The sequence below is a fragment of the Kitasatospora sp. NPDC114501 genome (genome assembly GCF_055633695.1).
The window spans coordinates 39,811-63,241 of the sequence record NZ_JBVKDS010000009.1; the positions used below are offsets into that span (position 1 = coordinate 39,811).

A 23,431-nucleotide genomic window follows, 5' to 3' on the forward strand; every position below is an offset into this window, starting at 1 on the left:
CAGGAAGGGGACGACCGCCGGTGTCGACACCGTTCTACGTCTCACCCCAGCAGGCCATGGCGGACCGCGCGGAGTACGCCCGCAAGGGCATCGCGCGCGGCCGCAGCGTGGTCGTGCTCACCTACGCCGACGGCATCGTCTTCGTCGCGGAGAACACCTCCAGGGCGCTCCACAAGGTCTCCGAGATCTACGACAAGATCGCCTTCGCGGCGGTCGGTCGCTACAACGAGTTCGAGAACCTGCGCATCGGCGGCGTCCGCTACGCCGACCTGCGCGGCTACTCCTACGACCGGGCCGACGTCACGGCCCGGGGCCTGGCCAACGTGTACGCCCAGACCCTGGGCACCATCTTCTCCTCGGTCGGCGAGAAGCCGTACGAGGTCGAGCTGATCGTGGCCGAGGTCGGCCGCACCCCCGACAACGACCAGATCTACCGGCTCACCCCGGACGGCTCGGTCGTGGACGAGAAGAACTACGTGGTGGTCGGCGGCAACGCCGACTCCATCGGCAACTACCTGGGCCAGCGCCACCGGGCCGGCCTGAGCCTCACCGAGGCGGTGAAGGTCGCGGTCGACTCGCTCGCCCGCGACCCCAACGGCGGCAGCCCGCGCAGCCTCACGCCGGAACAGCTGGAGGTGGCGGTCCTCGACCGCCAGCGGTTCCAACAGCGCAAGTTCAAGCGGATCCTGGGCAACCAGCTGGGCCGGCTGCTCGACGGGGACCAGTCCGCCGAGGCGGACGACGAGGACAACCCGGCGGACGGCACGCCGGTGTAGCAGTGCCTGTGGAGTCCCGTGCGGCGGCCGTGCCGCCGCCGTCCGGGACTCCGGTGCCCCTGCGGCGGCCCAGTCGTCGTGGAGGCGGTTTCGGACAGCTCCGACAGAGAATGGAGTGCTCATGGACCGCCGGATTTTCGGGCTGGAGAACGAGTACGGCGTGACCTGCACGTTCCGCGGGCAGCGACGGCTGTCCCCGGACGAGGTGGCGCGGTACCTGTTCCGCCGGGTCGTCTCCTGGGGCCGCAGCAGCAACGTCTTCCTGCGCAACGGCGCCCGCCTCTACCTCGACGTCGGCTCCCACCCCGAGTACGCCACCCCCGAGTGCGACGACGTCGTCGAACTGGTGACGCACGACAAGGCCGGCGAGCGCATCCTCGAAGGACTCCTGGTGGACGCCGAGCGGCGGCTGCACGAGGAGGGCATCGCGGGGGACGTCTACCTCTTCAAGAACAACACCGACTCGGCCGGCAACTCCTACGGCTGCCACGAGAACTACTGCGTGGCCCGGCACGGCGAGTTCTCCCGGCTGGCCGACGTGCTGATCCCGTTCCTGGTCACCCGCCAGCTGATCTGCGGCGCGGGCAAGGTGCTGCAGACCCCGCGCGGCGCGGTGTTCTGCGTCAGCCAGCGGGCCGAGCACATCTGGGAGGGCGTCAGCTCGGCGACCACCCGCTCGCGCCCGATCATCAACACCCGGGACGAGCCGCACGCGGACGCCGAGCGCTACCGCCGGCTGCACGTGATCGTCGGCGACTCCAACATGTCCGAGACCACGACGCTGCTCAAGGTCGGCTCCACCGACCTGGTGCTGCGGCTGATCGAGGCCGGCGTGGTGATGCGCGACCTCACCCTGGAGAACCCGATCCGGGCGATCCGCGAGGTGAGCCACGACCTCACCGGCACCCACCAGGTGCGGCTCGCCAACGGCCGGGAGGCCAGCGCGCTGGACATCCAGGAGGAGTACTACACCAAGGCCCTGGAGTTCGCCGACCGCAAGGGCATCAACACCGGCACCGTCGCCCGGGTGCTCGACCTGTGGGGCCGCACCCTGGAGGCCGTCCGCACCGAGCGGCTGGACGGGGTGGCCCAGGAGATCGACTGGATCATGAAGTACAAGCTCATCGAGCGCTACCGCGAGAAGCACCAGATGAGCATGTCCAACCCGCGGGTGGCCCAGATCGACCTCGCGTACCACGACATCCACCGCCGCCGCGGCCTGTTCTACCTGCTCCAGGGCAAGGGCCAGGCGCAGCGGGTGACCACCGACCTCAAGACCTTCGAGGCCAAGTCGATCCCGCCGCAGACCACCCGGGCCCGGCTGCGCGGGGACTTCATCCGCCGGGCGCAGGAGCAGCGCCGGGACTTCACGGTGGACTGGGTGCACCTGAAGCTGAACGACCAGGCGCAGCGCACGGTGCTGTGCAAGGACCCGTTCCGTTCGGTCGACGAGCGGGTGGAGAAGCTGATCGCGGGGATGTAGCCGCGAAGCGGCGTGATCAGGGCGGCGGCCGGCCCCGGTGGTGTCTACCGGGGCCGGCCGCGTGCCGGGCATACGCTGTCGTCGAGTCCCCGGAGAGCCGACTTCGACCGACAGTTAGGACCACCGTGCGCCGCACCGCCGGTTTGCTTCTCACCCTGCCGTTGCTGCTCGCGGTCGCCTGCAGCAGTTCCCCCAAGGCGGCCGGCCCGTCGTCGCCCTCCCCGGCGAGCGCCGCCCCGACGGTGCCCGCGCCGGTCGGCGAGGCGTCGCCGATGCCCACGCTCTCGGGTGGCGGATTCGGCAGCAAGGCCACCATCACCATCCCCGAGGGCCGGCAGCCCAGCGGTCAGTTCGTGGTGAACACGGTCACCGAGGGCGAGCGCACGACCGTCAACAAGGGCGACTGGGTGACGGTCAACTACACCGCCAAGGACTGGACCACCGGCAAGGACCTGCCCAGTTCGTACGACGCCAACGGCAAGCCGCAGCTCTACCAGGCCGGCAGCGGGCAGCTGGTGCCCGCGCTGGACCAGAGCGTGATCGGGAAGAAGGTGGGCACCCGGCTGCTGGTGGTGGCCCCGCCCTCGGCCGCCTTCGGCGAGCAGGGCTCCACCCAGCTGGGCGTCAACAACGGCGACACCGTGGTGTTCGTGCTGGACGTCATGGAGAGCCTGCCGCCGGACTCCACGCTGACCGGGACGATGACCGAGCCGGCCGCGACGCTGCCGCAGGTCAAGGACAACGGCAAGGCGCCGGCGACGATCACGGTCCCGGCCGGGCAGGCCGCGCCCACCGACCTCCAGCAGGCGGTGCTGATCAAGGGCGAGGGCAAGCAGGTCAAGAGCGGGCAGACCCTGGTGGTGCAGTACACCGGGGTGCTGTGGGCCAACGGCCAGCAGTTCGACGCCTCCTGGACGCACGGCGGCGCGCAGGCGGTGCAGATCGGCACCGGCAGCGTGATCGAGGGCTGGGACAAGGGCCTGGTCGGGCAGAACGTCGGCAGCCGGGTGCTGCTGGTGGTGCCGCCGGCGCTCGGCTACCAGGACAAGGCGCAGGGCTCGGTGCCGGCGAACTCGACCCTGGTCTTCGTGATCGACATTCTCGAAGCGGTCTAGATCTGGCTCTCGAAGTCGCCCCGGGGATTCCGTACGCTTGGGCGGACGCTCGTACAGCGAAGCGTCCGCCCTCATCCTGAGCTGTCATACTGCCCACGCACTGTGGCAGGCGCCGCCCGGTGCCGAGGTCCGGGGCGGGCGGTGCGACCGCAGGCCGGCGTGCCCACGCCGGGCGCAGACCTGGAAGACCTCGTGGCGAGATGGATGGGGAGTCATGACTGAGAAGACGCCGAGCCCGGGCGGGGCCGGCACCGCGGCGAACGACAGCTCTGCGGGTGACCCGGCCGCCTCTCGCCCCGGCGGCCCGGTCGGGGACCGCGAGTCGATCGTCGTCCCCCCGGCGATCCTGGCGCAGCAGGCCGGCTGGGCGCAGCCCGGCGAGGCGCCGCGGACCCAGGGCACGACGAGGACGGACGAGGCCCCGCAGATCTTCGCCTCCAGCGTGCGCAAGTCCGACACCTCGGAGGCCGGGTACGACGAGAACCCGCCCGGCGTCGGCAAGCTGGGTGTGATCCTCGGCACGGTGCTGGCCGTGCTGCTGGTCGGCAGCGGCATCACGCTCTACATGGTGAACAAGGACGACTCCAAGGACACCGCCGCGGCCAAGCCGGACGCCGCCAAGACCGCGCCGCCCACGCCGACCGCCGACCCGGTGCCGCCGATCAAGGACAGCGCCAAGGTGCTGCCGACGGTCGCCGGCGACTTCGGCAAGAAGGCCGAGATCCAGGTGCCGGGCGAGGCCTCCGACGGCTCCTTCGTCGTCAAGGTGCTCACCGAGGGCACCGGCGCCAAGGTCGAGAAGAACTCCTGGACCTCGGTGGACTACACCGCCAAGGACTGGACCACCGGCAAGGACATCCCGAGCTCGTACGACGCCAACGGGAAGCCGCAGATCTTCCAGGCCGGCACCGACGCGCTGATCCCGGCCCTGGACCAGGCCGTGGTCGGCAAGAAGGCCGGCAGCCGGCTGCTGGTGGTGGCCCCGCCGGCCGCCGCGTTCGGCGCCCAGGGCAAGGCCGACATGTCGATCGGCGCCAAGGACGACCTGATCTTCGTGATCGACATCCGCAACGCCAACGCGCCCGACGCCGTGGTGAGCGGGACCGTCACCCCGCCGCCGGCGGACTTCCCGCAGGTCAAGGACAACGGCAAGAAGCCGGCCGAGATCACCCCGGTCGCCGGGGCGAAGGACCCGACCGAGCTGAAGTCGCACGTCCTGATCAAGGGCACCGGCCCGAAGGTGGAGAAGGGCGAGAAGGTCGTCGTCCAGTACACCGGCGCGCTGTTCTCCAGCGGCAAGGTGTTCGACTCCTCGCTCAGCAAGGGCCAGGCGTTCACCTTCCCGGTCGGCGGCGGCCAGGTCATCCAGGGCTGGGACCAGGGCCTGGAGGGCCAGACCGTCGGCAGCCGGGTCGAGCTGGTGATCCCCGCCGCGCTGGGCTACGGCGACAAGGGCCAGGGCGACATCCCGCCCGGCGCGACGCTGGTCTTCGTGGTGGACATCCTGGACGCCGGTCAGGGCTGACCCGCTTTCGGGTGACAATGGTGCACGTGTGACCTTCGGGTCCGGCCGCGTGGCCGGGCCCGGACGGGCGGCGGGCGCCCGTACGGTGGTCCTGAGACGGACCGGGTGCGGGCGCCCGCCGCTTGGTCGTGAATGCCAGCGAAATGTGAGAAGAGGGACTGTGAGCGTCAACCTCAACGAGAAGCCTGAGATCGACTTCCCGATCGGCGACGCCCCGACGGAGCTGCAGATCCGTGACATCGTCGTGGGTGACGGCCCGGAGGCCAAGAAGGGCCAGAACGTCAGCGTCCGCTACGTCGGCGTGACCTTCGCGACCGGCGAGGAGTTCGACGCGAGCTGGAACCGGAGCCCCAACGAGTTCCGTTTCCCGCTGGGCGGCGGCCGCGTCATCAAGGGCTGGGACCAGGGCGTCGTCGGCATGAAGGTCGGTGGCCGTCGCGAGCTGACCATCCCGCCGCACCTGGCGTACGGTGACCAGTCGCCGACCCCGGCCATCCCGAAGGGCTCGACCCTGATCTTCGTGGTCGACCTGCTGGCCGTCTGAGCCTGCTCACGCCCGTGGGCCGGACCCCTCCGGGGGCCCGGCCCACGGGCGTGTCCGGGCCCGAACGGCACCGTGCGCGCCCGGGTCGCGGGACGCGGCTTTTGCAGTGCGTACCGCTACCGGTACGGTCGGTCCCGCCGGGTGGTGAACGCCCGGTTGGCGCACCCCGCGCGCGGCGCGGCACACCGGAAGGGTCAGCGATGGCGATCGCCAAGGCAGAGCGGCTGATGAATCTCGCCCTGTGCCTGATGAACACCAGACGTCCGCTCTCCAAGAAGGAGCTGCGGGAATCCATCGAGGCGTACCGCGAGGCCTGGCAGAACAGCAGCGAGGACGCCTTCAACCGGATGTTCGAGCGGGACAAGGACGACCTGCGCGAGCTCGGCCTGGTGATCGACGTCGACGAGAGCACCCTGGACGGCGAGCTCGGCTACCTGGCCCGCGCCGACCGCAACCGGCTGCCCGAGATCGCCCTGGACGCCGAGGAGGCGGCCGCGCTGACCCTGGCCGCCCGGGTCTGGCAGCAGGCCAAGATGTCCGGCGCGGCCAGCGGCGCCCTGCAGAAGCTGCGCGCGGCCGGGGTGCCGTTCGCCGAGGCCGAGGGCCGGACCGCCCTGGAGCCGCGCATCCCCGCCCGGGAGGCCGCGTTCGAGCCGCTGCTCACCGCCGCCCGGGACCGCCGTCCGGTCACCTTCGACTACCGCAAGGCCGGTGCCGCCGCCGTCGAGCAGCGCAGTGTCGAGCCGTGGGCGCTGGAGTGCTGGCGCGGGCACTGGTACCTGGCCGGGTACGACCGCGACCGGGGCGACGCCCGGGTGTTCCGGCTCAGCCGGATCACCGGCAGGGTGAAGGCGAGGTCCGGGGCCTTCCTCGGCACCGTGCCCGAGCACGTGGACGTCCGGGCCACCGTGGCGAAGTTCGCGGGGGAGGGCGCCACCGCCACCGCGACCGTCCGGGTCCGCCGGGACGCCGGCTTCCCGCTGCGCACCAAGGCGCTGGCCAGCACCCGGGTGGACGAGGCCTGGGACGAGCTGGAGATCCCGTACGGCAACGGGCTGGGCGCGGACCTGGCCGAGTTCGGGCCGGACGTGCTGGTGCTCGGGCCGGAGGAGCTGCGGGCGGACGTGGTCGACCGGCTGCGGGCGGTCGCTGGTATCGAGGATGTGCGGGCATGAGCAATGCGATCGACCAGACGCGACGGATGCTGTCGCTGGTCACCTACCTGCGCGAGCGGCCCGGGGCCGAGGTCGCCGAGGTGGCCCGGGCGTTCGGGATCAGCGAGCGCGAGCTGATCGCCGACCTCAACGTGCTGCCGATGTGCGGCACCAGCTTCCGCGGCGGCGACCTGCTCGACATCGACACCGACGGCGAGCGGATCTGGTGGCACAACGTCGACGACGTGGCCCAGCCGCTGCGGCTGGCCGCCGACGAGGCGACCGCGCTGCTGGTGGCCGCCCGGGCGGTGGCCGGGCTGCCGGGCCTGCGGGCCGGGGACCGCGAGGCGCTCACCCGGGCCGTCGCCAAGATCGAGAACGCGGCGGGGGAGAGCGCCGAGGGCAGCGCCCGGGTCGGCGTGACCTTCGAGGCGGAGAGCCACGTCTTCGCCGACATCGACCGCGCGCTCAGCGAGGGCCGCCGGCTCTGGCTGCGCTACTACTCGCACGGGCGCGGCGGGATGACCGAGCGCGAGGTCGACCCGATCCGGCTGCTCACCGAGGGCCACACCTACCTCGAGGCCTGGTGCCGCACCTCCGAGGACCACCGGATGTTCCGGCTCGACCGGGTCGCCGAGATCCGCGTCCTGGACGTCCCGGCCGACCCGCCCCGGCGCGAGCCGCGCGACCTGAGCGGCGGGCTGGTCAACCCGGCGGCGGACGACCCGGAGGTGGTCGTCGAGGTCTCCTCCGGCGGGCGCTGGGTGGCCGAGTACTACACCCACGACCGGGCCGAGGAACTGCCCGACGGCGGGCTGCGGATCACCCTGCGCAGCGCCGACCCCTCCCAGCTGCGCCCGCTGGCGCTGCGGCTGGGCCGGGACGGCCGGATCGTCTCACCGCCCGAGCTGGCCGAGCAGGCGCGTTCGGCCGCGCGGGAGGCGCTGGCCGCCTACGGGGAGGGGCGGGCCTGAGCGGTGGAACCCGGGACCAGATTCAAGGTGTACTGCTCCGACTGCCGGGAGAAGGTGGAGCTCCCGGCCGAGGACTTCCGCCTGACCCTCGGCCGCACCCCGGCCCAGGCGCACTACAGCTTCGCCTGCCCGCGCTGCGGGGCGGCGGTGCGCAAGCCGGCCGGGGAGAAGATCGTCCGGGCGCTCACCGAGGCGGGGGTCCGCACCATGCGGCTCGTCCCGGCCGAGGGGTAGTGCGCGTATAGGCTGGGGCGCATGTCCTGGATGCTCGTCGCCGCCGTCCTGCTCGCCACCGCGGGCCTGCTGGTCCTCGGGGTCCTCGCGATCCGGCTCTGGCTGGACGTGCGGGCGCTGGCCGAGGGCGTGGACCGGGCCTCGCGGGCGCTGGCCGCCGCCGCCGGGGACCTGGCGGACGCGGTGCCCGCGACGGGTGCCCCGGCCGCGGAGCGCGGCGCACCGGCCGAGGGGCGGGGCGTCCCGGTCTCCTAGGTTTCTCTCCCGGCACGGCCGGGACCGTGGTGGTACGGGGACTGCTGCGTGCGGGCAGGGGCGGGTTACGCTCTCAGATGGCTCCTGAACCGCGAACCGGGGGCCGCTGTCCTGTTCGGGCGGCCGTCGTCGTGGCGTCATCCGCAGCGGTTACCATCCGCAGCGGACGGCCCGCCGGGCCGCCATGACTGAAGGTGGTCGCGCATGCGCATCTCGATGACCGCGATCGTGGTGATCGTGGTTCTCGCCATCGTGCTGTTCGGAGCCAAGCGGCTGCCGGACCTGGCGCGCTCGCTGGGCAAGTCGATGCGGATCCTGAAGAGCGAGGCCCGGGCGATGCGTTCGGACGGTGAGTCCGAGCAGCCGGCCCGGCCCGCGCCGGCTCCGGTGGACGGCGCCGCGGGCAGGACCGTCCAGGCGGCTCCGGGCGCGTCGGCCACGGCCCGTCCGGTGAGCGGGCCCGCCGCCGGGGCCTCCGCGCCCGACGGCGACCGCCCGCACTGAACGCGGCGCACGTGAGGCACCCGACGCGCGCCGCGCGCACCAGCCGCGCGACGCGCGCGACCACGGAGGCCCGCCGACCGGCGGGCCCCGACGCACGAGTTGAGGACCGGGGTTGAGCAAGCTCTCCAAGGCGCCGAAGGCGTCAAAGGATCCTGAGGGGCGGATGGCCCTCGCCGACCACCTGCGGGAACTGCGCAACCGCGTGGTCAAGTCGGTCCTGGCGATCGTGCTGATCACCATCGTGGCGGCGGTCTACCACAAGCAGCTGGAGGACTTCCTCCTGAAGCCGCTGCCGCGGTGCGACACCATGGAGCTGGCCGAGCGCTACCACGGCAAGTGCGCCCAGGTCTCCAACATCGGTCTGACCGCCGGTTTCACCTGGATGCTCAAGGTCGCCCTGACGGCGGGCGTGGTCGGGACGGTGCCGATCTGGCTCTACCAGGTCTGGGCCTTCGTGGCGCCCGGTCTGCACAAGCACGAGAAGAAGTACACGGTCGTCTTCCTGCTCTGCGGGACGCCGCTGTTCCTGGCCGGCGTGGCCGTGGCCATCCTGGTGCTGCCGACCACGATCGACGTGCTGATCTCGTTCACCCCGAACAACACCACGCCGATCCTGCCGCCCGAGGACTACTTCGACATCGCGACCAGGATGGTGCTGGTCTTCGGCCTGGCCTTCGAGTTCCCGCTGTTGCTGGTGATGTTGAACCTCATCGGCGTGGTCACCGGCAAGCGGCTGCTGGGCTGGTGGCGCGGCATGGTCATGGGCATCACGGTCTTCGCGGCCTTCGCGACGCCGAGCGCCGACCCGCTGAGCATGCTGGCGCTGGCCGCGCCGATCTGGGCGCTGTACTTCATCGCGGTGGGGATCGCGCTCTTCTTCGACCGGCGCAAGGCCCGCCGCAACCCGGACGCCGGGCTGGACGACGAGGAGGCCTCGCACCTGGACCTCTCGGTGCAGCCGGTGGCCGGTGCGGAGTCCGTCCAGGCCTCGGCGGCTCCGGCGGCCGGCGCGGTGGTGCCGGCGTCCCGCCGTGAGGAGATGGACGACATCACCTGAGCCGGTAGTGCCCCGGCCCGAGCCGGTGGGCCCTGAGGGAGCCCCGGTCCGTCGCTCCGTCGAGCGGTGGGCCGGGGCTTCCTGCTGGTCGGGGTGCTCCGGGGTTCCGGCGGGGCGGTCTTGGCAGCCTGGATGGCATGTGACATATTACTGCCGTGCTGAAGACCGAGAGACCTCCCCTGGACGTCGTCGTGGTCGGCGCCGGAGTGGTCGGCGCCGCCTGCGCCTACTACGCCGCCCGCGCCGGCCTCGCCGTCGCCGTCGTGGACCGCGGCCCGGTGGCCGGCGGCACCACCGGCGCGGGCGAGGGCAACCTGCTGGTCTCCGACAAGGAGCCCGGCCCCGAACTCGACCTCGCCCTGCTCAGCACCCGGCTCTGGCGCGAGCTCGCCGAGCGGCTCGGCCCGGCGATCGAGTACGAGCCCAAGGGCGGCGTGGTGGTCGCCGCCACCGCCGCCGGGCAGGACGCGCTGCGGGCCTTCGCCGCCGGGCAGCGGGCCGTCGGGGTCGAGGCCGAGGAGGTGCCCGGCGAGCGGCTGCGCGAGCTGGAGCCGCACCTGGCCGAGGGCCTGGCCGGCGGCTTCCACTACCCGCAGGACGCCCAGGTCCAGCCCGCCCTGGCCGCCGCCCACCTGCTGCGCGAGGCCCGCCGGGCGGGCGCCGAGCTGATCACCGGGGAGAGCGTCACCGCCGTCGACCGGGGCCCGGACGGCGCCGTGCGCGGCGTACGGACCGACCGGCGGACGCTGGCCGCCGCCGCCGTGGTGAACGCGGCCGGCACCTGGGGCGGCGAGATCGCCGCGCTGGCCGGGGTCCACCTGCCGGTGCTGCCCCGGCGCGGCTTCGTACTGGTCACCGAGCCGCTGCCGCGGGTCGTGCGGCACAAGGTCTACGCCGCCGACTACGTGGCCAACGTGGCCAGCGGCTCGGCCGGGCTGGAGACCTCCGCCGTGATCGAGGGCACCCCGGGCGGGCCGGTGCTGATCGGCGCCAGCCGGGAGCGGGTCGGCTTCGACCGCACGCTCTCCCAGGAGGTGCTGAGCCGGCTCGCCGCCCAGGCCGCCCGGCTGTTCCCGGTGCTCGCCGGCGTCACCGTGATGCGCGCCTACCGGGGCTTCCGCCCGTACCTGCCGGACCACCTGCCGGCCATCGGGGCGGACCCCCGGGTGCCCGGGCTGTACCACGCCTGCGGGCACGAGGGGGCCGGCATCGGGCTGGCCCCGGCGACCGGGCTGCTGATCAGCGAGCAGCTCACCGGCAAGCGGCCGGAACTGGACCTCGCGCCGTTCCGGGCGGACCGGTTCCCCTCGACGTGACGGCCCGGCCGGGTGACAGCCCGGCCGCCCGGGTCCGCGCCCCGCGCGATCCCTTCCCGACTGTTCCCTGGACCGTGAGATTGGAGAAGCCGCCGATGCGCCCCCGCACCCCCGCCGGGCTGGTCGAGGCCGAGCCCGGGCCCGCCCACCACATCGAGTTCGACGGGCGGCCCGTCCCCGCGCTGCCCGGCCAGTCGATCGCCGCCGCCCTCTGGGCCGACGGCGTGCTCGCCTGGCGCACCACCCGGGTCGGCGGCAGGCCGCGCGGGGCGTTCTGCGGGATCGGCGCCTGCTTCGACTGCCTGGCCACCGTCGACGGCCGCCCCAACCAGCGCACCTGCCTGCTCCCCGCCGAACCCGGCACCACCGTCACCACCCAGGAGGGCCACGGCCGTGCCGACCTCGCCGTCTGAGTTCCCGCCGTCCGACTCCCCGCCGTTCGACCTGGTGGTGGTCGGCGCCGGCCCCGCCGGGCTGGCCGCCGCCGTCACCGCCGCCGACCTCGGGCTGCGCTGCGCCCTGCTGGACGGCGGGCCCGGCACCGGCGGGCAGTACTACCGCCACCCGGCGCCCGGCCTCGGCGCGGCCCGACCGGACCGGCTGCACCACCGCTGGTCCGCCTACACCGGGCTGGCCGACCGGCTCGCCGCGCACGAGCGCGCCGGGCGGGCCGAGTTCCGGGCCGGGCACCAGGTCTGGGCGCTGGAACGCACCGGGGACGGCTACGCGGTGCACGTCACCCGCGGGCCGGAGAGCACCGACCGGGCCACCGTCCGGTCCCGGTCGGTGCTGCTCGCCACCGGCGCGTACGAGCGGCAGCTGCCGTTCCCCGGCTGGACGCTGCCCGGGGTGGTCACCGCGGGGGGCGCCCAGGCCATGCTCAAGGCCGGGCTGGTGCTGCCCGGGAAGCGGATCGTGGTGGCCGGCAGCGGCCCGCTGCTGCTCGCGGCGGCCTCCTCGCTGGTCACCGCCGGGGCCGAGGTGCCCGCCGTGGTCGAGGCCACCGCCTACCTCGGGTACGCGAGGCGTCCCGGCGTGCTGGCCGGCGTGCCCGGCAAGCTGGTCGAGGGCGCCGGGCACGGCGGCGCGCTGCTGCGGCACCGGGTGCGGCTGCGCCCGCGCAGCGCGGTGGTCGAGGCGCACGGGACGGACCGGGTCACCGGCGTCACGGTGGCCCGGCTGGACGCCGACTGGCGGCCGGTGCCCGGCACCGGACGGCGGATCGACTGCGACGCGCTCGCGGTCGGCCACGGCCTGCTGCCGCAGATCGACCTGGCCACCGAGCTGGGCGCGCGGACCCGCACCGGGCCGGACGGCGCGGTGGCGCTGGAGGTCGACGCCCGGCTGCGCACCAGCGTGCCCGGCCTGTGGTCGGCGGGGGAGACCAACGGCGTCGGCGGTGCGGACCTCGCGCTCGCCGAGGGCGAGCTGGCCGCGCACGCGGTGGCCGGGCGGCCGCCCGCGGCCGCGCTGCTGCGCCGCCGCGCACGGCTGCGGGCCTTCGCCGGGCTGATGGCCGCCGCCCACCGGCCGGGCCCCGGCTGGATCGGCTGGCTGCGTCCGGACACCGACGTCTGCCGGTGCGAGGAGGTACCGGTCGCGGCGATCCGGGAGGCCGTCGAGGAGCTGGGCGCGGGCGATCCGCGCACCGTCAAGCTGCTCACCCGGGCCGGGATGGGCTGGTGCCAGGGCCGGATGTGCGGTCCGGCCGTGGCCTGCCTGGCCGGCCCGGGTGAGCCGGGGCCGGACCGGCGGCCGCTGGGCTGCCCGGTGCCGCTCTCCCAGTTGGCGGCGGGGCCGGACCCGGAGGCGCCGTAGCGGCCCGTCGTCGGACGGCGGGCCGGGGACCTTGTCTCCGGCCCGCCCGCTCTAGTAAAATGTCACACCTCATCAAGGAGCTCATGTGTCCATCACCCAGCACGACACCAACCGTCCCTGGCGCGGCATCATGGTCGCCACCACCCTTCCGCTGCGCCCGGACCACTCCGTCGACTACGACGCCTACGCCGAGCACGTCCGCTGGCTGATCGACTCCGGCTGCGAGGGCGTCGTCCCCAACGGCTCGCTGGGCGAGTACCAGACGCTCACCGCCGAGGAGCGCGCCAAGGTCGTCGAGGTCGCCGTCGAGGCGGCCGGCGACGGCTCCCGGGTGATGCCCGGCGTGGCCGCCTACGGCAGTGCCGAGTCCCGCCGCTGGGCCGAGCACGCCGCCGAGGCCGGCGCCGGCTCCGTCCTGCTGCTGCCGCCGAACGCCTACCGGGCCGACCACGCCTCGGTGCGCGCCCACTACGCCGAGGTCGCCAAGGCCGGGCTGCCGATCGTGGCGTACAACAACCCGATCGACACCAAGGTCGACCTCGTCCCCGCGCTGCTCGCCCAGCTGCACGCCGAGGGCTCGATCGTCGCCGTCAAGGAGTTCAGCGGCGACGTCCGCCGGGCGTACGAGATCGCCGAGCTGGCCCCCGGCCTCGACCTGCTGATCGGCGCCGACGACGTGCTGCTGGAGCTGGCGCTCGCCGGCGCGGTCGGCTGGATCGCCGGCTACCCGAACGCCCTGCCGGCCGCCTCGGTGGCGCTCTACGACGCCGCCGTCTCCAAGGACCTGGAGAACGCGCTGCCGCTCTACAGGTCGCTGCACTCGCTGCTGCGCTGGGACTCCAAGACCGAGTTCGTCCAGGCCATCAAGCTCTCCATGGACATCGCCGGGCGCCCCGGCGGGCCGGTGCGCGCGCCGCGCCGGCCGCTCGACCCGGAGATCGAGGCGGCCGTCCGCGCGGCCACCGAGAAGGCGCTGGCCGACGGGCTGGTCTGAGCCCCGTCCGACGTCCGTCCGAGACCCGTCCGACCCCGGGCCTCCGGGCCGGCTGCGGCGGCAGCCGGCCCGGCCCGCGCCAACCATCCGAACCTGTACGGGAGTTCTGAGCCATGCGCAGCCGTCACGTGTTCCACGCCGTCGACTCGCACACCGAGGGCATGCCGACCCGGGTGATCACCGGCGGCTTCGGCGTCATCCCCGGCGCCACCATGGCCGAGCGCCGGGTGCACTTCCAGCAGCACCTGGACCACTTCCGCACCCTGCTGATGTACGAGCCGCGCGGCCACGCCGCGATGAGCGGCGCGATCCTCCAGCCGCCGACCCGGCCCGACGCCGACTTCGGCGTGCTCTACATCGAGGTCTCCGGACTGCTGCCGATGTGCGGGCACGGCACCATCGGGGTCGCCACCGTCCTGGTCGAGACCGGGATGGTCCCGGTGGTCGAGCCGGTCACCACCGTACGGCTGGACACCCCGGCCGGGCTGGTGGTCGCCGAGGTGCGGGTCGAGGACGGCGCCGCCAAGGCGGTGACCATCCGCAACGTGCCCTCCTACTCGGTCGCCCTGGACCGCAAGATCGAGGTGCCCGGCTACGGCACCGTCACCTACGACCTCGCGTACGGCGGCAACTTCTACGCCGTCCTGCCGCTCGCCGAGTTCGGACTGCCCTTCGAGCGCGAGCGCAAGCAGGAGATCCTGGACGCCGGCCTGGCGATGATGGACGCGATCAACGCGGGCCCGGACCGGCCGGTGCACCCGGAGAACCCGTCCATCCACAGCTGCCACCACGTCCAGCTGCTGGCCCCCGGCTCCACCGCCGAGCACTCCCGGCACGCGATGGCCATCCACCCCGGCTGGTTCGACCGATCGCCCTGCGGCACCGGCACGTCGGCGCGGATGGCCCAGCTGCACGCGCGCGGCGAGCTGCCGCTCGGGCGGGACTTCCGCAACGACTCCTTCATCGGGACCACCTTCACCGGGCGGCTGGTCGAGGAGACCGAGGTGGCCGGGCGGCCCGCGGTGGTGCCCACCGTGACCGGGCGGGCCTGGGTCACCGGCACCGCCCAGTACTTCCTCGACCCCAGCGACCCGTTCCCGGCGGGCTTCCTGCTCTGACCCCCTCCCACCTGCTTCCCGTACCTCCTCCGAAGGGCTGCCGGCCGTGACCATCACCTCGTACAACCCCGCCGATCCGGACGACCTCGTGGTCGCCGTCGAGGAGCCCGGCGCCGAGGCCGTGCGGGCCGCCGTCGGGCGGGCCCGGGCGGCGCAGGGCGACTGGCTCGCCGCCGGGGCGGGCGCCCGGTCGGCGGCGCTCGGCCGGATCGCGGACGCCGTGGAGGCGCACGCCCACGAGCTGGCCGCGCTGATCACGCGCGAGGTCGGCAAGCCGTCGGCCGAGGCGCTCGGCGAGGTCGCCCGCACCGCGGCGATCTGGCGCTACTACGCCCAGGCGCCGTACGCGGCCTCCGGCGCGGTGCACGAGACCGCCGCCGGGCCCGGGCTGCTGCTCACCCGGCGCCGCCCGTACGGGGTGGCCGGGCTGATCACGCCGTGGAACTTCCCGCTGGCGATCCCGACCTGGAAGGCCGCGCCGGCCCTCGCCGTCGGCAACGCGGTGGTGCTCAAGCCGGCGCCCGAGGCGACGGCCTGCGCGCTGCGGCTGGCCGAGCTGGCCGGGCTGCCCGAGGACGTGTTCACCGTGCTGCCCGGCGCGGCGGAGGAGGGCGCGGCGCTGGTGGAGTCCGTGGACGTGGTCTCCTTCACCGGCTCGACCGGCGTCGGCCGGGCCGTGGTGCGGGCCGCGACCGAGCGCGGGGTGCCGGTACAGGCCGAACTCGGCGGGCTGAACGCCGCGCTGGTCCTGCCGGACGCCGACATCGCGCAGGCCGCCGGGCACATCGCCGCGGCCGTCGCCGGGTACGCCGGGCAGAAGTGCACCGCCACCAGCCGGGTGATCGCGGTCGGCGCCGCGTACGAGCCGCTGCGCGAGGCGCTGGTCAAGGCGCTGGGGGCGGTCGACGACGCGGTCTGCGGGCCGGTGATCAACGCCGCCGCCCGCGAGCGGCTGACCGGCGCCGTCTCCTCGGCCGTCGAGGCCGGAGCCACCGTCCTGACCGGCGGCCGGGTGCCCGAGCGGACCGGCTGGTACGTCGAGCCGACCCTGCTCGCCGAGGTGCCGGCCGAACACCCGCTGGCGCGCGAGGAGTTCTTCGGCCCGATCGCGGTGCTGCACGCCGCCGCCGACCTGGACGAGGCCATCGCGCTCGCCAACGACACCCCGCACAGCCTCTCCACCTCGGTGCACACCGGCAGCCTGGACGTGGCGCTGGCCGCCGCCGACCGGCTGGACGCGGGCATGATCCGGGTCAACGCCCCGTCCAGCGGCGTCGACTTCCACCTGCCCTTCGGCGGGGCCAAGGGCGCGAGCCACGGCGACCGCGAACAGGGCCGGGCCGCCCTGGACTTCTACACCGTCAGCCGGACCGTCAGCGTGCTGCCGGGCGGTGGCGCCTGATGTTCGTCCGCACCGTCGACTACCACACGGCCGGCGAGCCGTTCCGGATCGTGCTGGACGGCGTGCCGCCGATCCCCGGCGACACCGTCGCCGAGCGCCGGGCCATCGCGCTCGGCGCGGGCGGCAGCGCGACCGCGCCCCGGCCCAGCGCGCTGGACGAGGTCCGGCAGCTGCTCAGCCGGGAGCCGCGCGGCCACGCCGGGATGTACGGCGGCTTCCTGGTGCCGCCGGACGACGACGAGGCGCACCTGGGCGTGCTCTTCTGGCACAAGGACGGCTACTCCACCGCCTGCGGGCACGGCACCATCGCGCTTGGCGCCTGGGCGGTGGAGTCCGGCCTCGTGGCGGCCCCCGCGGACGGCGTGGCGCGGGTGCGGATCGACGTGCCGTCCGGCCGGGTCACCGCCCTGGTGCACCGGAGCGGCGGACGGACCACCGGGGTGACCTTCCGCAACGTGCCCAGCCGGGTGACCGCGCTGAAGCTCCCGGTGGAGACCTCGCGCGGCACCGTGGAGGTCGCCGTGGCGCACTCCGGCGCCTGCTACGCCTCGGTGCCGGCCGCCGCCCTCGGACTCGCCGTGGAACCGGCGCGGCTGCCCGAACTCACCGCCGTGGGGCGGGAGATCAGAGCGGCGCTGGCCGGGTCGGCGGCGGTCGCGCACCCGACGGACGCCCGGCTGTCGGGCGTGTACGGGGTCGTTCTGTACGACGAACTCCCTTCGGAGGACGGGGTGTTGAACCAGCGGAACGTCACCGTCTTCGCCGACGGCCAGATCGACCGCTCGCCCTGCGGCTCCGGTACCTCCGCCCGGCTCGCGGTGCTCGCCGCCGAGGGCCGGCTGGCCCCCGGCGAGCCGCTGCGCCACGAGTCGGTCATCGGGACGGTGTTCACCGGCCGCTTCCTCGCGGGCGGCGACCCGCAGGGCGGGGGCGTGGTCACCGAGGTCGGCGGGACGGCCTTCCGCACCGGCGAGCACGGCTTCGTCCTGGAGCCGGGCGACGAGCTGGGAACGGGGTTCCTGCTGTGAGCCCGTCCGCCGCGGAGCCGACCCCCACGAGCCCGTCCGCACCGCCCGGTACGGAGGTTGTGCCGCTCCAGTACGCCGTGCCGGGCACCGGCGGGGTCGGGCCCGCCGGTGCGGTGGGGGCGATCGAGCGGGTGCTGCTGGACGGGTTCGACCCGGAGGCGGCACCCGCCCGATCGGCCGTCCCGGTGCCCGCCGGGGAACTGCTGATGATGCCGGCCGCCGCCGGACCGTACGCGGGCGTGAAGATCGCCGGGGTCGCGCCCGCCAACCCGGAGCGCGGGCTGCCCCGGATCACCGGCAGCTACCTGCTGCTGGACGGGCCCACCCTGCAACCGCTCGCCGTCCTGGACGGCGCCGCGCTCACCGCGCTGCGCACGCCCGCCGTCACCGCGGCCGCGCTGCGGCGGCTGGCGGTGCCGGAGGCCGAGCACCTGGTGCTGTTCGGCTCCGGGCCGCAGGCGTACGGGCACCTGGACGCGCTGCTCACCGTCCGCCCGCTGCGCCGGCTCACCGTGGTGGCGCGCAACGCCGAACGGGCGGAGGCGCTGGCGGCGTACGGGCGGGAGCTCGGGCTGACGGCCGAGGTCGGCGGGCCGCGGGCGGTCCGCGACGCGGACCTGGTGGTCTGCTGCACCACCGCACGCACGCCGCTGTTCGACGGCGCGCTGGTGCCCGCGCACGCGGCGGTGGCGGCGGTCGGCTCGCACGAGCCGGACGCGCGGGAGGTGGACGGGCTGCTGGTGCGGCGGGCCGAGCTGTACGTGGAGGCCCGCGCGGTCGCGGACCGGGAGGCCGGGGACCTGATGATGGCGGGCGTGGCCGGGCGGCAGCTGTGGAACCTCGCGGAGCTGGTGCGCGGCGACGCGCTGGTGCCGGACGGGCGGCCGCGGTTCTTCAAGAGCGTCGGGATGGCCTGGGAGGACCTGGCCGTCGCGGCGGAGGTGTACCGGCGGGGGTAGCCGTTCAGTCACCCTGGAGGACGAGCCAACTGCCCGGGATGGCGGCGCAGTTGGCGAGCAGGTTGCGCAGCTCGCGGACGGCCGCGCGCTGCGCCTCGGTGGTGCAGCGGGCGAGCAGTGCGGTGGCCTCCTCGAAGGCGGCGCTGGCGTCCTGCTCGTTGAACAGGGTGTCGCCGTACGGGTCGATCCGGCCGAGCCGGTGGCGGGCCGGATCGGTGTGCCGGGTCAGGGCGTCGTCGAGGGCGTCGCCCGGGCTCGACAGGTGCAGCAGCCTGGGGCTGGTGCGGCGGCCGTTGTTCGGGCGGCCGTCGTACAGCGCGATGTCGATCGACAAGTCCGTTACTCCTGGCCGTGGTTGGGAGTTGTGAAGCCGGAGCCGGCGCAGCGGGAAGGGATCCCCCGCTGCGCCGGCTCCTCACGTTTTCGGCGCCGGGGTGTCAGGCCCGGCCGTCGAGGTAGGAGACGAGCAGCCGGGCCAGGTGCTTGCCGGTGACCAGCAGCGGCTGCTCGCTGCGGGCGACCTGGGCGGCGAGCTCGGCGCCCTCCAGGGCGCTGATCACGGTGCCAGCCAGCTCGTGGGCGTCCTCCTCGCCGATGCCCGCGGCGCTCAGCCGTTCCGTCACGACGGCCCGCCAGTTGGCGAAGGCCTCGGTCACCGCCTCCTCGATCACCGGCACCCGGCCGACCGTCTCCAGCGCGGTGCTGGTGATCGGGCAGCCGTCCTGCCAGTCGGAGGCGCGCAGTTCCTCGGCGAGCAGCCGGGTGCAGCCGGTCATCGCCTCGCCCAGGTCCGGCGAGGAGCCGAACCCGGCGCGCAGCAGGACGGCGAACTCCTCGTCGCCGTGCCGGATCGCCTCGGCGGCCAACTCCTGCTTGCCGCCCGGGAAGAAGTGGTAGACGGAGCCGAGGGTGGCCTCGGCCTCGCGGGAGATCTGCTTGATCCCGGTGCCCTCGTATCCCTGGCGCTGGAGCAGCCGGGAGGTGGCCCTGACGATCCGCTCGCGGGTGCCGGGCTTCACGGAGGTCGAGGTCTTCTCGGGCGTCTGCGCGGGCGTCTTCACGCCGTGATCCTAGTCGAGATTCTGAGTAGAGCGTTCGTTCCAGGCCTGTGCTAGCGTCGGCTCCGGCGCTCTGAATAGAGCGTTCGTTCCAGAGGAGGGGAAGACGCATGTCCGTGGAGCAGCAGGCGAAGCGATCCGTGACGGTGATCGGGCTCGGCCCGATGGGGCAGGCCATGGCCGGGGCGTTCCTGGACGCCGGGTACGCCGTCACGCTGTGGAACCGCACGGCCGGGCGGGCCGACGAGCTCGTCGCCCGGGGTGCGCGGGAGGCGCCCGGCGCGGAGGCGGCGGTGGCCGCGAACGAGCTGGTGGTGCTCAGCCTCACCGACTACGACGCGGTGTTCGAGGTGCTGGAGTCGGTCGAGCCGGCGCTCCGGGGGAAGGTGATCGTCAACCTCAGCTCGGACACCCCCGAGCGGGCCCGCGAGGCCGCCCGCCGGCTGGCCGAGCGCGGTGCCGGACACCTGACCGGCGGGGTGCAGGTGCCGCCGTCGGGCATCGGCAGCCCCGAGTCGTCCACCTTCTACAGCGGCCCGGTCGAGCTGTTCCAGCGGCACCGGGCCGCCCTGGAGGTGCTCACCGGGGCCGACTACCGGGGCGACGACCCCGGGCTGGCGCAGCTGTACTACCAGATCCAGATGGACCTGTTCTGGTCCTCGATGGTCGGCTACCTGCACGCCACGTCGATCGCCGAGGCCAACGGCATCTCGGCCGAGGAGTTCCTGCCGTACCTGAGCTCCACCGCCGCCGCGATGCCCGGCTTCCAGGCGTTCTACGCGCCGCGGATCGCCGCCGGGGACCACCGCGGGGACGTCGACCGGCTGGCCATGGCGCTGGCGAGCATCGAGCACGTCCAGCACACCGCGGAGGCCTCCGGGGTGGACGGCGCGCTGCCCGCAGTCCTGGCCGAGGCGGTCCGGCGGGGCGTGGCGGCCGGCGACGGTGCGGCCAGTCTGAGCACCCTGGTGGGCCGGTTCCGCCGGGCGTAGCCCTCCGTGCGGGCCCGAAGGTCGTGTGCCGTCGGCCGTTGTCACGGCCGACGGCCGCTGCCACCATGGCTTTCGGCGTCACGAGGGCCTGGCGGGGCGGGTGTTCGAATCCTGGGCGGTTGCGTACGCAACGTAACGTGACATTGTACGCTGGGGTTCTGCACCCACCGGAGGAACACCATGGCCGACCTCAAATCCCGCACCCTGATCTCCGTACAGGAGCGGCTTCGCGACCAGGTCGCCCACGCGCTCCGGGCGGCCCTGATCTCCGGCGAACTGCGCCCCGGTGTCGTCTACTCCGCACCCGCGCTCGCCGCCGACTTCGGCGTCTCCGCGACCCCGGTCCGCGAGGCCATGCTCGACCTCGCCCGCGAGGGACTGGTCGAGGCCGTCCGCAACAAGGGCTTCCGGGTCACCGAGCTGACCGACCGCGACCTCGACGACTACACCGAGATCCGCGCCCTGATCGAGGTCCCGACCGTCGGCCGGGTGGCGCGCACCGCCACCAAGGAGCAGCTGGAGCGGCTGCGTCCGCAGGCCGAGGCGATCGTCGCGGCGGCCCGCAAGCACGACCTGATCGGCTACCTGGAGGCCGACCGCCAGTTCCACCTGGACCTGCTGGGGCTGGCCGGCAACACCCGGCTGGTCGAGGTCGTCGGCGACCTGCGCAAGCGCTCCCGGCTGTACGGCCTCAACCGGCTCGACGAGCGCGGCGAGCTGGTCTCCTCGGCGGAGGAGCACCTGGAGCTGCTCGACCTGCTGCTGGCCGGCGACGCGGCCGGCGCCGAGGCCTGCATGACCCGCCACCTCAGCCACGTCCGCTCCCTGTGGGCCGGCGAGGACAAGCCCGCCGAGCCGGAGCCCTCCGCCCTGCGGCTCGGGGGTCGCCGGAGCTGAACCGCTCGTTCGGGTGAAGACTGGGGATCAGGCGCCAAGAGGTGCCCGGGTTCTACGATGATGCTCTCGACATCGGCAGCCAGGAGCATCCGGTTGCCGAACGGGCCGTACGACTTTGCCGTGCCAGACCTGGTGGTCGTCGACGCCGACAGTGACGATCGGATTCCTGAACACGGTTGCTACGACCCGGCAGTCTTCCGTCTCGTGCTGGAAGTGACGTCGTCGAATCACTTGGTCGACCTGAAGGTCAAGCCGACGCTGTACGCGGAGGCAGGGGTGCCCGTCCACGTCATCGTGGACCGGACGAACCAGCGCGTCATGGTGCTGACCGACCCCAAGGACGGCGAATACCGCGTGCACGCCGTCCACCACCCCGGGCAGTCGTTCACCCTGCCGGAGTCGATCGGAGCGTCGGTGACGCTCTCGGTGGACGACGTGCTGACGGCCAAGAAGTAGGTTCAGACCGCCGCCGCAGGCAGAGTCAGCCTCCCGTCGTGGACCTCGGCGATCTGGTCGACGGCCGTCAGGTGGGTGCGGTCGTGGGTGACCAGCACGGTGGCGGTGGCCCGGCGGTGGGTGAGGTCGGTGATCAGGTCGAGGACGGCGGCGCCGCGTTCGTGGTCGAGGGCGCTGGTGGGTTCGTCGACCAGCAGGACGGTGGGGTCGTTCATCAGGGCGCGGGCGATGTTGACCCGCTGGCGCTGGCCGCCGGAGAGCTGGTGCGGGCGGCGGGCGGCCTGGTCGCGCAGGCCGACGGCGTCCAGGAGCTCCAGGGCGCGGGGGAGCGCGCCGCGCGGGGCCCGGCCGTCGAGGTGGGCCATCACCTGCAACTGCTCCACGGCGGTGAGCGAGGGCAGCAGGTTGGGCTGCTGGAAGACGACGCCGATCCTGGTGCGGCGCAGCGCGGTGAGTTCCGCCCGGCCGAGGCCCCTGGTGTCCGTGCCGTCGATGACGACCTGCCCGGAGTCCGGGGTGATCAGGGTGGCGGCCACCGCCAGCAGGCTGGACTTGCCGGAGCCGGACGGGCCGACGACGGCGGTGAGCGAGCCCTTGGGGACGGTCAGCGAGACCTCGTCCAGCGCGGTGAGCCGGCCGTCGCCGTCCGGGTAGGTCAGCGTGATGCGGTCGAGGATCAGACTCATCGGGCACTCCCCAGGGCGGTCAGCGGGTCGACGGAGGTGATCCGGCGGATGGACAGGGCCGCGCCGATCGCGCCGAGCGCGATCATGACGGCGGCGGGCAGCAGGAGGGTCGGGGCGTCCAGCACGAAGGGGACGGCGGAGCCGATCAGCGAGCCGGCGCCGAGCGCGATCGCGGTGCCGACGGCCGTGCCGCCCACCAGCAGCAGGACGGCCTGGCCGAGGGCGTCGCGCAGCAGGTAGCGGGTGGAGGCGCCGAGGGCCTTGAGGACGGCGACGTCGCCGCTGCGCTGGATCGTCCAGACGGTGAAGAACGCGCCGATCACCAGGGCCGAGATGGCGAACAGGAAGCCGCGCATCAGCTGGAGGGAGCCGTTCTCCGAGGTGTAGGAGCCGATCGCGGTGAGGGCGTCGTCGCGGGTGCGGGTCTCGGTGCCGTGGCGGGCGTCGGCGGCGGCCAGGTCGGCTCCGTCGGCCGTGCGCAGGGCGATGACGGTGGCGTGGCCGGCGCCGCCGGGGGCGGCCTGCTGCCAGTCGGCGAGGCTGGTCCAGATCACCGGGGTGTGGCTGTACGCGGCGTCGCCCTCGACGGCGGCGACCCGCAGCGGGTGCCCGGCCAGGGTGAAGCCGGCGCCGGGGGCGAGGCCGCCCAGGTTCTCGGCGGCGGTCCTGGACAGCACGGCCTGGCCGGGGGCGATCCGGGCGCCCTGCGGGGCGAGCCCGGAGCCCTCCGGGACGCCGAAGGCGGAGAGCGCGGCGGTGCGCTGTCCGGCGGCGGCCTTGGTGGTGGTGATGCCGAGCGGCTGGGCGGAGGTGACGCCGGGCTCGCGGGCCCAGGCCTGCCACTGGTCGGGGGTGACCTGGGAGTCGGTGAAGGAGAGCTTCTGGCCGTCGGCGGGCTTGCCGAAGACCAGGTGGTCGGCGGGCAGGCCGGTGATCGCGGAGATGTTCTGCCGGCCGAGCCCGGCGGTCAGCCCGGACAGCAGGCCGACCAGTACGGTGATCAGCACGATGACGGTTCCCATCAGGGCGAACCGCCCCTTGGCGAACCTCAGGTCCCTCCAGGCGACGAACAAGGTGAGCCTTCCT

General features: G+C 74.0%; 26 protein-coding genes. 22 read left to right on the plus strand and 4 right to left on the minus strand.

Features of this window, described 5'->3' with window-relative positions; translation table 11 throughout:
• Window positions 1-20 precede the first annotated feature (20 nt).
• The 19 genes from prcA (at window position 21) to ACZ7RU_RS18120 (ending at window position 18,256) form a co-directional block, all read left to right on the plus strand.
• Entirely contained in the window at window positions 21-776 is a 756-nt protein-coding gene (gene prcA, locus ACZ7RU_RS18030) for a proteasome subunit alpha (RefSeq protein ID WP_470341907.1), read from the plus strand.
• A gap of 121 nt (window positions 777-897) precedes the next feature.
• Entirely contained in the window at window positions 898-2,259 is a 1,362-nt protein-coding gene (pafA, locus tag ACZ7RU_RS18035) for a Pup--protein ligase (protein WP_470341908.1), read from the plus strand.
• A 125-nt stretch (window positions 2,260-2,384) separates the two neighbouring features.
• The gene (locus ACZ7RU_RS18040; RefSeq protein ID WP_470341909.1) at window positions 2,385-3,374 is read left to right on the plus strand and encodes an FKBP-type peptidyl-prolyl cis-trans isomerase; all 990 of its coding nucleotides are present in this window, start codon (window positions 2,385-2,387) and stop codon (window positions 3,372-3,374) included.
• Window positions 3,375-3,588: 214 nt separating this feature from the next.
• A complete protein-coding gene (locus ACZ7RU_RS18045; RefSeq protein WP_470341910.1) occupies window positions 3,589-4,899 on the plus strand; it encodes an FKBP-type peptidyl-prolyl cis-trans isomerase in 1,311 nt (436 codons plus the stop codon).
• 160 nt (window positions 4,900-5,059) lie between these two features.
• Window positions 5,060-5,443, plus strand: coding sequence for an FKBP-type peptidyl-prolyl cis-trans isomerase (locus ACZ7RU_RS18050; protein WP_470341911.1), 384 nt, complete (start codon window positions 5,060-5,062; stop codon window positions 5,441-5,443).
• 200 nt (window positions 5,444-5,643) lie between these two features.
• Window positions 5,644-6,618: a helix-turn-helix transcriptional regulator gene (locus ACZ7RU_RS18055; protein WP_470341912.1), complete on the plus strand. Its 975-nt coding sequence runs from the start codon at window positions 5,644-5,646 to the stop codon at window positions 6,616-6,618.
• Window positions 6,615-7,571, plus strand: coding sequence for a helix-turn-helix transcriptional regulator (locus tag ACZ7RU_RS18060; protein ID WP_387759875.1), 957 nt, complete (start codon window positions 6,615-6,617; stop codon window positions 7,569-7,571). Before ACZ7RU_RS18055 ends, ACZ7RU_RS18060 begins: the two co-directional genes overlap by 4 nt.
• A 3-nt stretch (window positions 7,572-7,574) precedes the next feature.
• Window positions 7,575-7,805 (plus strand): hypothetical protein, encoded by a 231-nt coding sequence (locus ACZ7RU_RS18065; protein WP_470341913.1) that lies wholly within the window; start codon window positions 7,575-7,577, stop codon window positions 7,803-7,805.
• 21 nt (window positions 7,806-7,826) lie between these two features.
• The gene (locus ACZ7RU_RS18070; protein ID WP_470341914.1) at window positions 7,827-8,060 is read left to right on the plus strand and encodes a hypothetical protein; all 234 of its coding nucleotides are present in this window, start codon (window positions 7,827-7,829) and stop codon (window positions 8,058-8,060) included.
• 204 nt (window positions 8,061-8,264) lie between these two features.
• Window positions 8,265-8,564, plus strand: coding sequence for a Sec-independent protein translocase subunit TatA (gene tatA, locus ACZ7RU_RS18075; RefSeq protein ID WP_470341915.1), 300 nt, complete (start codon window positions 8,265-8,267; stop codon window positions 8,562-8,564).
• 163 nt (window positions 8,565-8,727) lie between these two features.
• Entirely contained in the window at window positions 8,728-9,621 is an 894-nt protein-coding gene (tatC, locus tag ACZ7RU_RS18080; RefSeq protein WP_470342171.1) for a twin-arginine translocase subunit TatC, read from the plus strand.
• Between the two features lie 155 nt (window positions 9,622-9,776).
• Window positions 9,777-10,937, plus strand: a complete 1,161-nt coding sequence (locus ACZ7RU_RS18085; RefSeq protein WP_470341916.1) for an NAD(P)/FAD-dependent oxidoreductase — start codon at window positions 9,777-9,779, stop codon at window positions 10,935-10,937.
• Window positions 10,938-11,032: 95 nt separating this feature from the next.
• Window positions 11,033-11,350 (plus strand): (2Fe-2S)-binding protein, encoded by a 318-nt coding sequence (locus tag ACZ7RU_RS18090; RefSeq protein ID WP_470341917.1) that lies wholly within the window; start codon window positions 11,033-11,035, stop codon window positions 11,348-11,350.
• Window positions 11,331-12,755, plus strand: coding sequence for an FAD/NAD(P)-dependent oxidoreductase (locus ACZ7RU_RS18095; RefSeq protein ID WP_470341918.1), 1,425 nt, complete (start codon window positions 11,331-11,333; stop codon window positions 12,753-12,755). The genes ACZ7RU_RS18090 and ACZ7RU_RS18095 overlap by 20 nt, the downstream gene beginning before the upstream one ends.
• Window positions 12,756-12,885: 130 nt before the next feature.
• Window positions 12,886-13,749 (plus strand): dihydrodipicolinate synthase family protein, encoded by an 864-nt coding sequence (locus tag ACZ7RU_RS18100; RefSeq protein WP_470342172.1) that lies wholly within the window; start codon window positions 12,886-12,888, stop codon window positions 13,747-13,749.
• Window positions 13,750-13,862: 113 nt separating this feature from the next.
• Window positions 13,863-14,867, plus strand: coding sequence for a proline racemase family protein (locus ACZ7RU_RS18105; RefSeq protein WP_470341919.1), 1,005 nt, complete (start codon window positions 13,863-13,865; stop codon window positions 14,865-14,867).
• A 37-nt stretch (window positions 14,868-14,904) separates the two neighbouring features.
• Complete coding sequence (locus tag ACZ7RU_RS18110; protein WP_470342173.1) at window positions 14,905-16,269, plus strand: aldehyde dehydrogenase family protein; 1,365 nt, start codon at window positions 14,905-14,907, stop codon at window positions 16,267-16,269.
• Window positions 16,269-17,297 carry a proline racemase family protein gene (locus tag ACZ7RU_RS18115; protein ID WP_470341920.1) on the plus strand — a complete coding sequence of 343 codons (1,029 nt, stop codon included), beginning with the start codon at window positions 16,269-16,271 and terminating at the stop codon, window positions 17,295-17,297. The genes ACZ7RU_RS18110 and ACZ7RU_RS18115 overlap by 1 nt, the downstream gene beginning before the upstream one ends.
• 59 nt (window positions 17,298-17,356) lie before the next feature.
• Complete coding sequence (locus tag ACZ7RU_RS18120) at window positions 17,357-18,256, plus strand: ornithine cyclodeaminase family protein (protein WP_470341921.1); 900 nt, start codon at window positions 17,357-17,359, stop codon at window positions 18,254-18,256.
• A gap of 4 nt (window positions 18,257-18,260) precedes the next feature.
• Here ACZ7RU_RS18120 and ACZ7RU_RS18125 read toward each other — a convergent pair whose 3' ends face one another.
• Window positions 18,261-18,590 carry a hypothetical protein gene (locus ACZ7RU_RS18125; protein ID WP_470341922.1) on the minus strand — a complete coding sequence of 110 codons (330 nt, stop codon included), beginning with the start codon at window positions 18,588-18,590 and terminating at the stop codon, window positions 18,261-18,263.
• A gap of 103 nt (window positions 18,591-18,693) precedes the next feature.
• Window positions 18,694-19,317: a TetR/AcrR family transcriptional regulator gene (locus ACZ7RU_RS18130; RefSeq protein ID WP_470341923.1), complete on the minus strand. Its 624-nt coding sequence runs from the start codon at window positions 19,315-19,317 to the stop codon at window positions 18,694-18,696.
• Between the two features lie 107 nt (window positions 19,318-19,424).
• Between ACZ7RU_RS18130 and ACZ7RU_RS18135 the strand changes: the two genes are divergently transcribed.
• The 3 genes from ACZ7RU_RS18135 (at window position 19,425) to ACZ7RU_RS18145 (ending at window position 21,659) form a co-directional block, all read left to right on the plus strand.
• Window positions 19,425-20,306 (plus strand): NAD(P)-dependent oxidoreductase, encoded by an 882-nt coding sequence (locus ACZ7RU_RS18135; RefSeq protein WP_470341924.1) that lies wholly within the window; start codon window positions 19,425-19,427, stop codon window positions 20,304-20,306.
• Between the two features lie 180 nt (window positions 20,307-20,486).
• Window positions 20,487-21,203: a GntR family transcriptional regulator gene (locus ACZ7RU_RS18140; protein WP_470341925.1), complete on the plus strand. Its 717-nt coding sequence runs from the start codon at window positions 20,487-20,489 to the stop codon at window positions 21,201-21,203.
• Window positions 21,204-21,263: 60 nt separating this feature from the next.
• Window positions 21,264-21,659: a Uma2 family endonuclease gene (locus ACZ7RU_RS18145; protein WP_470342174.1), complete on the plus strand. Its 396-nt coding sequence runs from the start codon at window positions 21,264-21,266 to the stop codon at window positions 21,657-21,659.
• A gap of 2 nt (window positions 21,660-21,661) precedes the next feature.
• Here the strand turns inward: ACZ7RU_RS18145 and ACZ7RU_RS18150 are convergent, their stop codons facing one another.
• Window positions 21,662-22,345, minus strand: coding sequence for an ABC transporter ATP-binding protein (locus ACZ7RU_RS18150; RefSeq protein WP_470341926.1), 684 nt, complete (start codon window positions 22,343-22,345; stop codon window positions 21,662-21,664).
• The gene (locus tag ACZ7RU_RS18155; protein WP_470341927.1) at window positions 22,342-23,418 is read right to left on the minus strand and encodes an ABC transporter permease; all 1,077 of its coding nucleotides are present in this window, start codon (window positions 23,416-23,418) and stop codon (window positions 22,342-22,344) included. Before ACZ7RU_RS18155 ends, ACZ7RU_RS18150 begins: the two co-directional genes overlap by 4 nt.
• Window positions 23,419-23,431: the final 13 nt, after the last annotated feature.